This is a genomic window from Aeromonas sp. s13, from assembly GCF_040907905.1.
GTDB lineage: Bacteria > Pseudomonadota > Gammaproteobacteria > Enterobacterales > Aeromonadaceae > Aeromonas > Aeromonas veronii.
On sequence record NZ_JBFOCS010000018.1, the window covers coordinates 1 to 15620 of the forward strand.

Genomic DNA, 15620 nt, shown 5'->3' on the forward strand with positions numbered 1-15620 from the left:
ATTCTTGGGCATGACTGCAACGACAAAGCCATTGCCATCATTACTCAGTAAAATCCCGGCAAAATGAAAAGCGCCTGCATTACTGCAGGCGCTTTTCATTGGCGGCCAAGCGGGCCATTGGGCCGACTTACACCTTCACGCAAGATTACTCTTCGGGACAGGGTGCCAGCACCACCCGGCGGCGACCCATCACCACCGGACGCACCAGCAACTGTGCCAGCAAAACCCCCAGCAGGGTCAGACCGCCCCCGATCAGGTGATAGCTGGTCAACCGCTCACCCAGCAGAGTGATAGCAAGGCCAGCCGTCATCACCGGCAGCAGGTTCATAAAGATGGCGGTACGGTTGGCACCGAGCAGGGCGATACCCTGCATCCAGAGCCAGGGTGAGAGCGCCGAGGTGGGGATACCGGCATAGAGGATCAGCCACAGGGCCCGGCCATCCGGCCACTGGCCATCCACCAGCAAAAAGAAGGGGGTCAGGATCACCACACTGCAGATCACCTGACCGTAGAGCAGCGACCAGTTGTCGAGCCCCAGATCCCACTTCTTGAGCAGCACGCTGTAAAGGGCATAAGTACCGGCCGAAATCAGCATATAGACAGAGCCGATATGAATGCCTTGGGTAAACAGCCGGGTCGGATCCCCCTGCCCCAGCAAGATAGACAAGCCAAGGATGGAAAGCAGCGCCCCCAGTACAGCGCCCCAGGTGGGCCGCTCGCGCAGCAGCCAGATGCTGAACAACACGGTCAACAGCGGCGTCAGACCCATCATCAACCCCATCTCGGTGGCTCCCAGGGTTTGCGCAGCGTAGTAACCAAAAGTCTGGTTGAGCACCATGCCCAGCGAGGCCAGCATGGCGATCTGCCAAAGGCCAGCGCGCAGACGGGCACGCGCACGCCATACCCGACGGGCCAGAAACGGACTTAATACCAGAGCAGCCACCACCCAGCGCGACCAAGCCAAGGCTGCAGGAGACAAAACGCCAACCGCCAGTTTGCTGACGATGCCATTGCCAGCCCAAATGGCAATGCAGGAGAAGGGAAACAGAAAGGCAAGGGGCATGAGAGGATCCAGACCGAAGAGACAACAGCGGGCCAGTATAGGGGGCGATGGAAGAGAAACAAAGGTGTGGGCCTGAACAGCCACATGGTGAACGCCAGTCGCCAGAAACAAATATGCCCGCAAAAGTGCGGGCATATCAGTGCAGAAACAGGTTCAGAAGCGCATCACGCGGCATCCATGTGCAGTCTGGAGATCAGCTCGTTGACTTCGGTGACTGTCTGGCGGTGGGGAATATCCGCCGGATTCGGCATCAGCAACAAACCGGATTGGAAATCAAACCGCCCCCGACCATGGATGTAAATCCGACCTTTAAAGAAGGTTTTGACATGCTTTGCCACCATCAGTGGCAGGTACTTCTTGAACACTCTCATCGTTTGCAACCTCTTGCAGTTGTATCCGTATGACAGCAGCTTCTGCGAATTAATTCCGTAAATTATTTATAAAAATCCGGAAAACTCGCCCATCTCTTCCCAAAAAATTCAATCTATAACTTTTTATTAACTTTTAGCCTATTGTATGCGGCCCTTCGAGCCAGAGCAAGGCTCCTTTGCCATCAAGCCACTCGATACAGGCGATCCCCGAGGTGGCGAACATGGGTGCTCCTGCGGCCGGGCAGAGGCTTTGCACCAGATAACCCACCAGCGGCAGATGGCTGACCATCAGGATCTGGTCATGCTGTTCAGCCAAAGTGGTGAGGTAGCTGGCCACGAAAGCGGGATCACCGTAAGGGGTAATGTCGCCACTCTCTTCAACGGCTGCTGTGTCAGGTAATTCACTGCATATGGCTTGCCAGGTCTGGCGTGCCCGCAAATAGTTGCTGTGGATCACCCGATCCAGCGGGCCAATCAGCTGAGGCGCCAGCCAGCGGGCCACCTGGATAGACTCTTCAATACCCTGCTCGGTCAATGGACGCTGTTCATCTGTTTTCGCATTCATGCCAGCCTGGCCATGACGCATGATATAGATCTTCATTACAACCTCGCCCAACGGGCCTGTTTTGATAGCCGGGGGATCTTACCCCGCCACGGGTGTGGAAACAATTGCGCTACCTCTCAGAAAAGGGTTTGCCTGACGGGATAGCGGGGTCGATAATCATGTTTAAATTCAAATAAATCCAACGTGAGTCACACGCCAATGAGCCCATATGCCAGTCCCAATGACCATCGGCAATACCATTTTCTGGAGCTGGCCAACCGGCTCAGGGTCTTGTTGATTTGTGATCCCGACACCGACAAATCTGCCGCCTCGCTGGCGGTCAATACCGGCCATTTTGACGATCCCGCCGACCGGCAGGGAATGGCCCATTTTCTGGAGCACATGCTGTTTCTCGGCACCTGCACCTACCCCAAGCCTGGTGAATACCAGCAATTTATGAGCCGTCATGGCGGCAGCAACAACGCCTGGACCGGCACCGAATTCACCAACTTCTTCTTCGAGATCGACAACGGCTTCTTCGAAGCAGGGTTGGATCGCTTCTCCCAGTTCTTTATCTGCCCCACCTTTGATCCGGAGTGGGTGGACAAGGAGCGTAACGCGGTCGACTCCGAGTATCGCCTCAAGCTGCAGGACGACATGCGCCGCAGCTATCAGGTGCATAAAGAGACGGTCAACCCGGCGCACCCCTTCTCCAAGTTCTCGGTGGGCAACCTCGATACCCTGGCCGATCTGCCGGGACGGGATCTGCGCTCCGACCTTATCCGTTTTTACGAAAGCCACTACAGCGCGGATCGCATGGCGCTGGTTATGATCTCGCCGGAATCCATCGATACCCAGTTGCAGTGGTGCTGTCGCTACTTTGCTCCCATTTTGAATCGCAATTTGGGAACCCCGATCCTCACCATGCCGCTCTACCGGCTCGACGATCTCGGCGTGCGCATCCACATCAATCCGGTCAAGGAGACCCGCAAGCTTTCGCTGAGCTTCCCCTTGCCCAATGTAGACGAGTTTTACGACAAAAAGCCCCTCACCTTCCTGAGCCATCTGATTGGCTACGAGGGGGATGGCAGCCTGCTCTCCCTGCTCAAGGCAAAAGGCTGGGTCAACCAGCTCTCGGCGGGCGGTGGCATCAGCGGCGCCAACTTCAAGGATTTTGGCGTCAACTTCGGCCTCACCCCTCTGGGCCTTGAGCATGTGGACGACATCCTCGCCGCCCTGTTTGGCTATCTGAAACTGATTGGCCGCGAAGGGCTGCAGAGCTGGCGCTATGACGAAAAACGGACCGTACTCGAGTCGGCGTTTCGCTTTCAGGAGCGCGGCCGCCCCCTCGATACGGTGTCGGGGCTGGTGCTCAACCTCTTTAGCTACAAACCTGAAGATCTGCTCTACGGCGACTACATGATGCGCGAATATGACGGGGGGCTGATCCGCCGCTTCCTCGCCAAACTCACCCCGCACAACCTGCGAATCACCATCACTGCGCCGGAAGTGGCGACCGATCGGCTGGCCCGCTGGTATCAGACCCCCTACAGCGTGGCGACCATTACCGAGGCCGAGAAAATTCGCTGGCAGCAGAGCGAACCGGATCCGGCGCTGGCGCTGCCCAAGCCCAACCCCTTTATCAGCAGCCGACTCGATCCGCGTACGCCAGAGCTTGCCGCCGACATGCCCGCCTGCCTTATCGATCGCCCCGGTTTTCGCCTCTGGCACCTCCATGAGCACCTGTTCAGCGTGCCCAAGGGCAATCTCTATATCTCCATCGACAGCGAACATGCGGTCAAAAATCCGCGCAATATCGCCATGGCGCGCCTCGCCGTGGAGCTGTTGGCCGACCACCTCAATGCCCTCACCTATCCGGCGGAGCTGGCGGGGCTGGGCTACCAGATCTATGCCCATCAGGGGGGCTTTACCATCAACCTGAGCGGTTTTGCCGACAAGCAGCCGCTGTTGCTCGACATGATCCTCGGCAACCGCACCCTGGGGTATCCGGATCCGGGCCGCTTCGCCGAGATCAAAGAGCAGCTCATTCGCAACTGGGACAACCAGTCCAAGGCGCGCCCCATCTCCCAGCTCTTTAACCAGCTCACCAGCCTGTTGCAACCCAACAACCCGCCGTTCGAGCAGTTGCTGCGTCACCTGCGCACCGTCGAGCTGGAGGAGATGCCCGGCTTCGTGGCCCAGCTGTTTGGCGAGGTGCATGTCGAGGCGCTGGTACACGGCGACTGGACTGCCGCCGAGGCGCTTGAGCTGGCCGCCCTGATGGAGCGCCACCTGAGCGACATCAATGGCACCAGCAGCAAGCCGAGCGGCGAGACCCGCCGCCCGCTCATCTCCATTCAGGACAGGGGCACCCTTATTCGCGAGCAGGGTTGCGATCACGAAGACTCGGCGCTCCTGGTCTACTACCAGTCCCGTACCACCCGTGCGCGAGATCTCGCCTGCTTCACTTTGGCGAACCACATCATGTCCTCCACCTTCTTCCACGAGCTCCGCACCCGCCAGCAACTGGGGTATGTGGTGGGCGCCGGCAACCTGCCCCTCAATCGCCACCCGGGCCTGATCTTCTATATCCAGTCGCCGGTGGCGGGGCCACAGATCCTGCTCGATGCGGTGGAGGAGTTTATCGACCTCTTCCCGCTCGCCATGCTCGAATTCACCGAGCAGCAGTGGCAAGAGAGCAAGGCGGGGCTGCAAGCCCAGCTGAGCGAGCGAGATGCCAACCTGCGCAGTCGCGGCCAGCGGCTGTGGGTCAGCATCGGCAACAAGGATCTGGGGTTCGATCAGCGGGAGCGGGTCTGCGATGAGGTGGGCAAGTTGAGCCGCGCCGATCTGGTGCGCTTTGTCACCCAGCTGCGCTCGCGCACCTCCGATCGGCTGATTCTCTGCAGCTATGGTCAGGGGCACGAACATGACGAGCGGATCACCGGCCAGTTTATCGATGATCCACGGGCATTTCGGCTCAATGCCACCACCTTCGAGGCCTGATCAGGCCTCGACATCCCCCGTTTTTCCTTCCCACCGCAAATCACAGACAATAAAAAGCCGACCCATCAGGGTCGGCTGGAAAAACCATAACAATTGCGACCAGAGCCGCCAAAAGTGAACATGAGCGTGAAAATCAGACACTGAGTTGCTGATCAGCAAGCGGGAAAGACCCGATACTCGCTTTGCAATGCCAACAGTGATTGAGAAACAGCCTCATATTAGGCACTCCCCCCGTCAGTCACGTTGATCTACGTCAAAGGAGGTAGCGAAGAGCGCACAGCCCGACGATTTGTCGGCGCAGATCACCCTTTGGCCGCCCGTTAGCTGCCCGTTAACCCCGGCGAACCAGCCGGTAGGCCACCTCATCGAAGTAGGAGAGCTGACCCGACAGCACCCGTGGGTGATCCACCTCGGCGGCGCGCCCCAGCACCTCGATACGAAAATCGCGCTCGAACAGGGCTCGCACCTCCATCTCACCCACCGAGAAGGGGGGCTGACTCTGCTGTTCAGGCTGATATTCGAGGGTCACCAGCAGGATCTGGCCACCAGTCTCGACCAGCGAACTGATCAGGGCTGCATACTGGCGGCGCATCGCGGTCGGCAGGGCGATCAGCGCCGCACGGTCATAGACCAGTCGGTAACGGCGACCCAACTCGGGAGCGGCAAAAAAATCCCCCTGAAAGATGCGCAGGCTGTCCACTTGATGGCACTGATAAGGGCCCACTTCGCTCACGGTGGAGGCAAGCTGGTTTTCACTGAAGAACTGGCTGACGGCAAGGCTGGATAACTCGAAACCGTCGACCGGATGGCCCTGAGCGCTCAGCCAGAGCATGTCGCGGGACTTGCCGCACAGGGGAACCAGCACCGGCTCGTCCGCTTGCTGGGCCGACCACCAGGATTGCAGCCAGTGGTTGAAGTCCGCCTGATGAAAGCCAATCCGGTTCTCTTCCCAACGCTGATGCCAAAACGCAGCTTCCATCGTTATTACCCTTCTGTACTAAAGATGCCTCAATATCACAACTTAACCGGCACCGCGCAACCCTCTGCCCTCCCCTTTTTGCCGCGCAGCCTCTGCGTGTTATCGGGCGAATGACAGAACCTTCCCTTGCTCTGCGCCTCGCTGTCGCAATATTCGCAATTGGCTGTGCTTATGACGGGCAGAGGTATACCAACCCATGCAAAAACGTCATGGGTGTATGGCGATGAATGAATAAAGGGAATGACGCTAGCAGGCCAAAACGTGCCTGCCAACGCCAGAAAAATCACGACAGCGTGGCACGAGCAGCCGCCAGCTGACGCTCGATATAAGCAAAATCGGGACGATCGGCGGGGAGTTCCGAGAGGCAGGCCGCTTTGAGTTGATGCAACCCATCGAGCGGTGAGTCTTGCGTATCGCAATGGGCCAACAGCTCCTCCAGCAGACAACCAAAGGCGCGCACTTCCAAACGCTCAAGGCCCACGGCCCGCTCGCGGTTGCTGCGCTCATACAAGGAAGCGGCACCAAAATCCCCCAGCAGGGCGCGAGCCGGCGCGTCAGACCCACGGGAAAACAGAATATTGTGGCCGTAGAGGTCCCCGTGCATGATGCCCGCGCGGTGCAGATGGCCCGCCACCGAGGCGATGCCGTGGGCCATCGCCAGCACATCCGGCACACTCAGATGCAGCCCCTCGGGATAGACATCCCGGGTGCAGGAGTCCAGGCTCGGCGGCCCGGCCAGATTGGCAAAGGCCGGGTCGATCAGCTCCATCACCAGCGCCGGAATGCCGGAGGGGTGATCCGCCACCTTGCCTATCACCTTGATAAGGTTGGGATGAGTGCCCGCCGCCAGCGACGCCGCCATCTCGCAGCGGGGCAACCCGTCGCTGGTCACCGCCCCCTTGAACAGCTTGACCGCCACCTGACTGCCATCACCTCTGCCGCTCGCCTGAGTCACTTCATCAGCAGGATTACCCACAAGGGTGGCGCGATGGATAACGCCAGATGCTCCCTGCCCCAGCAGCTCGCCCAGCGCCAGCGTCTCCCAGGCAAGAGGCGTGACATGGGCATCATCGATGGCGCGCGCCTCCGCCCCTTCGCTAAAGGGGTTGCCGGAGTAGGCAAGCCAGGAAAGGCGCGGCAGCGAGAGCAGCCACTCGGGGAAGCGTTCGATGCGGTTGGCAGCGATACGCAACAACTCCAGATTACGGCAGTTGGCAAGGCTGGCCGGCAGCTCGCGCAAGCGGTTGCCCGCCAGCATCAGCTTTTGCAGGGCATCGCACTGGCCCAGCTCATCGGGCAGGTGCTCAATTGCGTTATCGGTCAGGATCAGCCAGCGCAACCCCGCAGGCAGCGCCTTGGCCGAAACTGTGACGATCTGGTTGGCCTTAAAGCCCACCATGGTGAGCGCCGGACAGCGCCCCAGCACCTCGGGCAGCTCGGTAAAGCGGTTCTCGGAGCAGAAGATGATGCGCAGTTTGCCAAACCCGGCCAGCTCGTCAGGGAGCGCGCTCAGCTGGTTGCCGGTGAGATCCAGCACCTCCAGCGTCTCTTTCAGGCTCAAAATCTCGAGGGGGAACTCCGTCAGGTTTTCAGATAGTTTCAGATGGCGGGCACCGCACAGTTCACCTGCGCGCAGCTGTTCCAGAGTATGCATAACCGTTTCTCAATCCTGATGATCTGTCTGATGGTGTAGCCAGCCATCAGCGCGCCGAACCTGGGTCCGGCGGTTTTAAAGGGGGGCATTATAAAGAATTCGGGGCGCAGTTCGCCCCTTTTGTTGCCACGAAGGCCTGTATCGACATGTAGCAAAACAAGTTAGAGAGAAAGAGAGCAAGATTCGGGTCGTTCCAGCGAGGAGTGGTTGCCATAGTGGGGGCCAAACCCAAGTCGGTTGGAATCTATTGAGGTTCCAACCCACAGCCAACCCTGTGAGCCACTTAGCTGGCGCACAACACACTCAGCGAGGGAAATGCCATGTCATTACTGTCCAACAAGGTCGCCATCATCACCGGCGCCAGCTCCGGCATCGGTCGCGCCAGCGCCATCCTGTTTGCCCGTGAAGGGGCCAGCGTCGTCGTCGGTGCCCGCCGCCAACCAGAGCTGGATCTGCTGGTGGAGGAGATCCGCCATGAGGGGGGCCAGGCGGTGAGTCTGGCGGGAGATGTGAAAAGCGAGACTTACGCCCGCGATCTGGTGGAGCTCGCGCTAACCCGTTTCGGCGGGCTCGATATCGCCTTCAACAACGCAGGTACCACTGGCACGCCGGGCAGCGTGGAGGAGCTTGAGCTGACGCAGTGGCAGGAAACGCTGGATACCAACCTCACCAGCGCCTTTGTGGGGGCCAAGTACCAGATCCCCGCCATGCTGGCGCGTGGCGGCGGCTCGCTTATTTTTACCTCTACCTTTGTCGGCCATACCCTGGGGCTGCCCGGCATGGCGGCCTATGCGGCGAGCAAGGCGGGCCTCATCGGCCTGACCCGGGTGCTGGCCGCCGAGTATGGGGCACAAGGGATTCGGGTCAACGCCCTGCTGCCGGGGGGCACCGACACTCCCATGGGGCGGGCTTTTGCCAATACGCCAGAGAGCCTCGCCTTTGTGCAGAATATGCATGCCCTCAAACGGCTGACCCAACCGGAGGAGATCGCCCGCTCGGCCCTTTATCTCGCGTCCGATGCATCCAGCTTTACCACCGGCATTGCCCTGCTGGCCGATGGTGGGGTATCAATTTGTCGTACATGACGTTGTCGCCCCCAAGATCCTGCGACCGAAACCTTATCGTGAGAGCGCCTTATGTCTGATTACGCCCGCATCGCCGATGCCATCCGTTTTATCGCAAGTCAGGTGGAGCGCCAGCCCACTCTGGACGAGATAGCGGCGCACGTGCACTTAAGTCCCTTTCACTTCCAGCGGCTGTTCAGCCGCTGGGCCGGAGTGACGCCCAAACGCTATCTTCAGGTGCTGACCCTGGAGCGGGCCAAGGCACTGTTGCAGGAGTCGCGCCCGCTGCTGGAGGTGGCCGATACCCTGGGCCTTAGCAGCGGCTCGCGGCTCTACGATCACTTCGTGCAGCTCGAAGCGGTGACGCCGGGCGAGTACAAGCAGCGCGGGGCCGGGCTGGTTATCGATCACGGGGTGCACGACACCCCCTTCGGCCAGGCATTCGTCGCCCTGACCCCGCGGGGGGTGTGCAACTTCTCGTTTCTCGATGACAAGGCCCCAGAGACGCCGCTGGCCGCCCTCGCCCACAGCTGGCCTGAGGCAACGCTGCAAGAAGCACCATCACGAACTCAAGGCGTTATCAACACCATGTTCGATGGCAGCAAGGCGCCTGATCGCCCCATCTCCTTGCATGTAAGCGGCACCAACTTTCAGATCAGCGTCTGGCGGGCGCTGCTGCAGATCCCGCCCGCCAAGGTGGTGAGCTACGCCCAGGTGGCGAGCGCCGTCGGCAACCCCAAAGCCGCCCGCGCCGTGGGTCTGGCGGTGGGGGCCAACCCCGTCGCCTTGATGATCCCCTGTCACCGGGTCATCCAGCAAAACGGCAAACTCGGCGGCTATCACTGGGGCGAAACCCGCAAACTGGCGATACACGCCTGGGAAGCGGCGAGGTATGAGTGAAAGTGGCTTTCTCCACTCGGCCTGATGGGGAAAACAGACATCTTGGTAATGAGTCAGCAGATAATCAGGCAGCGCCAGACAGCGTGCGGCGATATAAAGCGGGGAGACCAGAAGAATTGGGGCGCAGATCGCCCCTTTTATTGCTTTGGCAAGACATGGCGCTTAGCAACAACACCACCCCAGCGGATTGACGAAACACGTAGGGTGCAATAAGCGCAGCGCATTGCACCATTTTCAAAGCGACTTTTGTGCAAGATATGAAGAAAAGTAGAGGTACTACGATACTTGTTGTACAGAGATGGAGAGGAACGAGGCGTGCACCGTTGGCCGTCTTGAGTTTCTGGTCTGGCCGTCCACTGCGAATATTCAGGAGCTGGAAGCCTGTATCAATCGACTCGAACGTGAAAAGGACATTCTAAAAAAGGCTACTGCTCTCTTGATGGCAGATGAGTTCACACGTACGCGCTGATAGACCGACTAAGGGAGCAAGCCCCCATCACTCTGGTCTGCTGCGCTTTCGATGTTCCAACATCCTGTTTTTACGACTATCTGGCTCGCAGGCGGACGATTAACCGTGAGCGGATACAGCAACGCGGTGAGTTACGCCGCTTGTTCAAAGCGAGCAGAGACTCGACAGGCAGCCGCGCCTTGATGTCGATGATGCGGGAGTTGGGGTATCAGATTGGCCGATTCAAAGTACGTAACCTGATGAAGGAAGCCAGGTTGGCATCCAAACAGCCGGGCGCACACCGTTATAAGGTGGCACAGTCTGAACGACCGGACATTCTCAATCTGCTGGCCCGCGAATTTGATGTCCAGCAACCCAATCAGGTGTGGTGTGGCGATATCACCTACATCTGGGTCGGTGGTCGCTGGCATTACCTGGCAGCGGTGCTTGACCTGCATACCCGACGGGTTGTGGGGTGGGCAATGTCAGATAGACCAGATGCCGAGCTGACTGTGAAAGCACTTGAGATGGCCTATCAGCAACGAAGTTGTCCGTCAGGTGTGCTATTTCACTCCGACCAGGGCAGCCAATATGGCAGCCGGGCATTTCGGCAACGACTGTGGCGCTATCGCATGACCCAGAGCATGAGTCGTCGTGGTAACTGCTGGGATAACGCCCCGATGGAACGGTTGTTCAGAAGCCTGAAGTCAGAGTGGCTGCCGGCAACGGGATACATGGGACTATGGGAAGCGAAGCGGGATATCAGTTATTACCTGATGGATTACTACAACTGGCGGCGTCCACATCAACACAATGACGGGATACCGCCAGCAAAAGCCGAAGATCGGCCTAACCAAGTGTCCGGATTTAGTTGACCACTACAGGATGAATAAGGGACAGTTTAGGGCAGGTTTCCCTCGTATCCTTTGCTTGAAGACAGGCGGCCAGCTACAGAGAGAGCATGGTAGGTGGTAACAGAATGTTGAACAGAGGGGGGTGGCACGGGGGGAACTGGGGTGAAGCTTACTCCCCAAAGCCCTCTCGGATTTTTTTTCAGAATTCACTAGAGGGTCTCAGATGGACCTCAGTAAGGCCTTAATTGGATCTCAGGCTGTTGATTGGATGCATTATTAAGACCAGCTTGTCTCCCATACGATACTTTCAAAATCTTCATAGAGTGACCCATCACGTACGCAAAAGCAGTCCTTGATTTTGCGTTTTAGATCATCCCAGTTTGCTGTCGGATCTGCGCTCTCAATAGCTATTAAGTCACCGCGTACAATGGCTCGAAGCTGTACGTCATCAATCTCGTTCTCAATGCGACGACGTGAGAAATAAAGGGCACTCTCAAAGGTTTCTTGGTCTACATCGGGTGATTTGGTTACTTTGACTTGGTACATTTGCATTGATCCACAGTGGTATGCCTGTCTCACAATACTCCCGTCTTAGTTCAAATCCAATTGGCACAGAGCAGGGCTGTAATCAGGCCCCCACATCTGATACTTACTAGGTCATGGAGCCAGACCCCGGCCCCTTCTTCCTGCCCTGCACACGTCAAATTCGCTTGTTGACTTTCCGGTATTCATCGCCCAGCTGGATCTCCTTCTGCGCTCGTTCATAGTGCCTCCTCGATAGCTTTCTGTAGCTTCTCGACCGCAACCCCACCGCCATACCTGTCATAGCTAATAGCCCCATTGGTGTGCCCCAAGATCGCCGCCGCATACTGTAGCGGTACACCATGATCTTGTAACGCTGTTGCCACTGTATGCCGCAGGCTATGGAAGTCTTTGTCTACAGGGCGATGACGACTAAACCACTGCCCCCAAAGATGGCTGTAACCGTCTTGTCGATGAGGTAGCTCAGGGAACAGCCGTCCCCCTGCCCTTTCCTGCACGAAGTCGATAAAGCCACTAGCAATCAGCGAGGAGTGAATAGGGATCAGGCGGGCACTGTTGGCCGTCTTGAGCTTCTGGTCTGGCCGGTTGTCCCTGATGTTCAGGCACCATACCTCGTCGACCTGCTGCACATCGTCTGCGTACAACTGGCAAATCTCATTGGCCCTCGCTCCGGTATACAGGCCGAGCAACGCTATCCACTTGCGGTATGGCTCCTGTTCTTTCGCCCACTGGATCAACCTCTGTTTCTCCACAGATGTGTACCCACTGCGAGCATTGACCTCTTTGACCCGTTGTAACTTGAGACCAGCGAAGTGATTGACGATGCCCTCGTGGTGATTGCCTAGCCAGACGAACAACAGCGAGAGCTTCTGGAGATACTTGTTGATAGTCGTCGGACTCTTGCCTGAGTTCAGCAATTCGTCTTTGAACTTGACCACATCGGCCTTGCTGTACGTGGTTGGAGGTCTGTCACCCAGCGCCTTGATGAAATAACCGATGTAGTTCTTCTGATTACTGAGCTCTTTTGGTGCCCAGGACAACGCCTTTTCTTTCAGGTAACACTCACTGAGTTCTGAAAGTACAGGGGATGCAATGGCAGAAGGAGCCGCAGGGGCTGGATTGGCCGCTGAGGGTGTCTCTTGCTGTAGCCGCTGAGGCTCCGGCAGGTAGCTTGGCTGAGGTTCTAGCTGGACAGCCGCTGGTTTTACCCGAGAACGCGCACAGGCAAGCATCTTAGCCACCTGTTCACGAGCGACCAGCTTGCCCCGAGTACGGAGAGATTTCTTGATGTCTTTGCGGCGACCACAGGGGAGCACTGTCACCTTGCGGTAGTACCAGGTACCTTGAGGACTGAGCCAGAGATTCACAGAGAAGACTCCTGATTCATCCACACAAAGTGGATTACCAAGAGGTCTGAAGGGGGCTATTAGCTGTAACTTATTGAATTGCAGAAACAAGTGGTGGCCCTACCAGCCACATCCCGGCACTCGAGTCCCCCGCCTTGGCTGCTACCTTCCGGTCCTGACCAGGTCGACGGGTTATCAATGCGAGAGGACCAATAGGACCACCGGCGAGGAGAATAGGCAAACTGGGCGTTCAATGCAACGGCTTTCTACCCTCCAACAGATCGTTTGCCTTATTTTTCAACAATCTGCCGAATGAATTAGCTAAACAGCATAAATTTCGCCCCCACCAACAGCATCAGCAGGGCAAAGGCCTGCTTGAGGCGTCTTGGTGACAATCGGTGTGCCAGCTTGGCACCAAGGCGGGCAAACTGGGTACTGGTCAGCACAATGCCGAGCAGCGCTGGCAGATAGATGTAGCCCACACTCCACTCGGGCAGATCGGCATGACCCCAACCCGCATAGAGGTAGCTGAGGCTCCCCGCCAGCGCGATGGGCATGCTGCAGGCTGCAGAGGCCGCTACCGCATTGCGCATGGGCACCGAGTTCCAGCTCAGATAAGGGACCGTGAGCGAGCCACCGCCAATACCAAACAGCGCAGACATCCAGCCAATGATGGTACCGGCAATGCCTGTGCCGAGCGGCCCCGGCATATGGCGCTCCGCTTTGGGTTTAAGGTTGAGCCCCATCTGTAGCGCCATGCTCCAGGCGAAACAACCGATGATGATATTGAGGGTGCTGGTACTGAGCAGATTGGCGGTCATGCCGCCAAGCCAGCCCCCAATCAGCATGCCTGCGCCGAGTCGGCGGATCATCACCCAATCGACGGCGCCCGCCTCCCGGTGGGCCCGCAGCGAGCTGAATCCGGTAAAGATCATGGTGGGCAACGAGGTGCCAAGGGCCAGATGGGTAATGATTTCAGGGTCGATGCCTTGGGCGCGAAAGGTCATGACCAGCACGGGGACAATGATCAATCCACCGCCAATCCCGAACAGCCCCGCCAGCATGCCGGCAAAGGCGCCCAGCAGGAGGTAACCCATAAACAGCATAAAAATTCCTGTGTTAAACAAAAACTGGCCAACACGGCCGGGCAACAGTGGATATCTGCATGAAAAAAAAGAGATGGCGCGAGGGCCATCTCTTCATTGTGCCGGTTAGTGCAGTGGAATGGTACCGTCCATCACCTTGTAGAAGGCCAGCACGGCACAGCCGAGCAGGGCCGCCGTCATCCCCTGCTCCAATCGGTTAAGGCCGCGCAGACCGTGATGCTGACGCGCCTTCCAGTAGATGAAGATGCCCGGACTATAGAGCAGCGCCACCAGCAACAGGTACTCCACACCGGCAGCGTAGACCAGCCAGCAGCCGTAAACGGTCGCCACCAGGGCCAGCAGCAGGTCACGCTTGCGCTGATGAGGTTGACCCTGATAGGTCTCCCCTTTCAATGCCAGCTTCAGGCCATAGGCACCGGAGAAAACGTAGGGCACCAGCGCCGCCGAGGTGGCGATGTTGACCAGCGCCAGATAGGTGCTGCTCTGGAAGTAGATGATGATCAGGAAGATCTGCACCAGACAGGTGGAGCACCAGAGGGACACCTGCGGCGAGCCGTTTTTGTTCTCCTTGGCAAACCAGCCCGGGAAGACGCCGGTCTTGCCTGCGATATAGGGCACTTCAGCGGCCAGCACGGTCCAGCTGAGCAGAGCCCCCATCACAGACACCACCAGACCGATGTTGATAAGCCAGGCGCCCCAGGGGCCGACTACAGCTTCAAGGATCATGGCGGTCGAAGGGTTCTTGAGCGCCGCCAGTTGCGGCTGGCTCATGACACCCAGCGAGAACAGGGTCACCATCACGTAAAGCGTCAGGGCGCCGAGCAGCGCCAGCACGGTGGCACGGCCCACATCCTTGCGATGACGGGCACGGGCAGAGACCACCACGGCCCCTTCAATCCCGATAAAGACCCAAAGGGTCACCTTCATGGTGGACTTGACCTGATCCATCACGGAGCCCAGCTCCATGTTGTTCTGGCCCCAGATATCCAGAGTGAAGGTATCCATGTTGAAGGCCAGCAGGATCGCGACACAGAAGACGATGAGCGGCACCATCTTGGCGATGGTGGTGACGATATTCACCAGCGCAGCGACCTGCACCCCGCGCAGCACCAGCGCATGCACCGACCAGATCAGGATGGAGGCCAGAGTGATGGCCACCGGCGTATTGCCGTCACCGAAGATGACGTTGTCAGGCGTATCGAAGAAGTAGCTCAGGGCGCTGAACACTACGATGGCGTAAGAGACGTTGGCCAGCAGTTGGCAGAGCCAGTAACCCCAGGCGGCGTTGAAACCGATGAAATCGCCGAAACCGGCCTTGGCATAGCTGAAGATACCGCCATCGAGATCGGGGCGGCGCATGGAGAGGTTCTGATAGACCAGCGCGAGACAGATCATGCCAAGACCGGTGATGGCCCAACCCAGGGCGACCGCCCCGGCACTGGCATGCGCAGCAATGTTTTGTGGCAGACTGAAGACCCCGGCGCCGACCATGGAGCCGATCACCAGCGAAATGAGGGCGCCCAGCCCTAGTTTCTTGTCCATTTCAATCCTGTTTATTTAGGCGGCGGCAGAGCGTCCGTATTCATACTGCGCGCAATATGGGAGGGGCTGGGAATCCTGACCCCGTGAAAAAGGCGGCAACTATATTGCATGACTATTCCGACCGCAATCCCTCGTCCCGTCAATCATGCACCGCCTTGACCGCGCGCAATTTTACAGCACTGACCCATATGGCCTGTGAG

General features: G+C 58.2%; 12 protein-coding genes, 1 other RNA gene and 1 pseudogene. 4 read left to right on the plus strand and 10 right to left on the minus strand.

What is annotated here, in order from left to right:
- Positions 1 to 145: 145 nt before the first annotated feature.
- From AB5Y82_RS02235 to sixA, 3 genes are all read right to left on the minus strand, one after another.
- Positions 146 to 1063, minus strand: coding sequence for a DMT family transporter (locus tag AB5Y82_RS02235; protein ID WP_005336996.1), 918 nt, complete (start codon positions 1061 to 1063; stop codon positions 146 to 148).
- A 164-nt stretch (positions 1064 to 1227) separates the two neighbouring features.
- Positions 1228 to 1434 (minus strand): DUF1107 domain-containing protein, encoded by a 207-nt coding sequence (locus AB5Y82_RS02240; protein WP_005336998.1) that lies wholly within the window; start codon positions 1432 to 1434, stop codon positions 1228 to 1230.
- A gap of 133 nt (positions 1435 to 1567) precedes the next feature.
- Positions 1568 to 2035: a phosphohistidine phosphatase SixA gene (gene sixA / locus AB5Y82_RS02245; protein WP_111900067.1), complete on the minus strand. Its 468-nt coding sequence runs from the start codon at positions 2033 to 2035 to the stop codon at positions 1568 to 1570.
- A gap of 162 nt (positions 2036 to 2197) precedes the next feature.
- Between sixA and AB5Y82_RS02250 the strand changes: the two genes are divergently transcribed.
- Positions 2198 to 4984, plus strand: coding sequence for an insulinase family protein (locus AB5Y82_RS02250; RefSeq protein WP_111900066.1), 2787 nt, complete (start codon positions 2198 to 2200; stop codon positions 4982 to 4984).
- Between the two features lie 331 nt (positions 4985 to 5315).
- On the opposite strand, the gene AB5Y82_RS02255 is transcribed toward AB5Y82_RS02250, so the two are convergent.
- Entirely contained in the window at positions 5316 to 5963 is a 648-nt protein-coding gene (locus AB5Y82_RS02255; protein ID WP_111900065.1) for a thiopurine S-methyltransferase, read from the minus strand.
- Between the two features lie 283 nt (positions 5964 to 6246).
- On the minus strand, positions 6247 to 7617 hold the full coding sequence (locus AB5Y82_RS02260; RefSeq protein ID WP_111900064.1) for a leucine-rich repeat-containing protein kinase family protein: 1371 nt from the start codon (positions 7615 to 7617) through the stop codon (positions 6247 to 6249).
- 320 nt (positions 7618 to 7937) lie between these two features.
- On the opposite strand from AB5Y82_RS02260, the gene AB5Y82_RS02265 reads away from it, so the two are divergent.
- The 3 genes and pseudogenes from AB5Y82_RS02265 to AB5Y82_RS02275 all read left to right on the plus strand — a co-directional run.
- Positions 7938 to 8702: an SDR family oxidoreductase gene (locus tag AB5Y82_RS02265; protein WP_159143840.1), complete on the plus strand. Its 765-nt coding sequence runs from the start codon at positions 7938 to 7940 to the stop codon at positions 8700 to 8702.
- Between the two features lie 51 nt (positions 8703 to 8753).
- Complete coding sequence (locus tag AB5Y82_RS02270) at positions 8754 to 9581, plus strand: bifunctional transcriptional activator/DNA repair enzyme AdaA (protein ID WP_160880445.1); 828 nt, start codon at positions 8754 to 8756, stop codon at positions 9579 to 9581.
- A 364-nt stretch (positions 9582 to 9945) separates the two neighbouring features.
- Positions 9946 to 10904, plus strand: a pseudogene (locus AB5Y82_RS02275) (IS3 family transposase); the annotation flags it as partial.
- Positions 10905 to 11159: 255 nt separating this feature from the next.
- Here AB5Y82_RS02275 and AB5Y82_RS02280 read toward each other — a convergent pair.
- The 5 genes from AB5Y82_RS02280 to arcD form a co-directional block, all read right to left on the minus strand.
- Positions 11160 to 11429, minus strand: a complete 270-nt coding sequence (locus tag AB5Y82_RS02280; protein WP_147746088.1) for a hypothetical protein — start codon at positions 11427 to 11429, stop codon at positions 11160 to 11162.
- 215 nt (positions 11430 to 11644) lie between these two features.
- On the minus strand, positions 11645 to 12793 hold the full coding sequence (locus AB5Y82_RS02285) for a tyrosine-type recombinase/integrase (protein ID WP_368173597.1): 1149 nt from the start codon (positions 12791 to 12793) through the stop codon (positions 11645 to 11647).
- A 97-nt stretch (positions 12794 to 12890) separates the two neighbouring features.
- An RNA gene (gene ffs / locus AB5Y82_RS02290) (signal recognition particle sRNA small type) lies at positions 12891 to 12987 on the minus strand.
- Positions 12988 to 13089: 102 nt separating this feature from the next.
- Positions 13090 to 13878 carry a sulfite exporter TauE/SafE family protein gene (locus AB5Y82_RS02295; protein WP_111900650.1) on the minus strand — a complete coding sequence of 263 codons (789 nt, stop codon included), beginning with the start codon at positions 13876 to 13878 and terminating at the stop codon, positions 13090 to 13092.
- Between the two features lie 105 nt (positions 13879 to 13983).
- Positions 13984 to 15420, minus strand: a complete 1437-nt coding sequence (gene arcD / locus AB5Y82_RS02300; RefSeq protein ID WP_005336921.1) for an arginine-ornithine antiporter — start codon at positions 15418 to 15420, stop codon at positions 13984 to 13986.
- Positions 15421 to 15620: the final 200 nt, after the last annotated feature.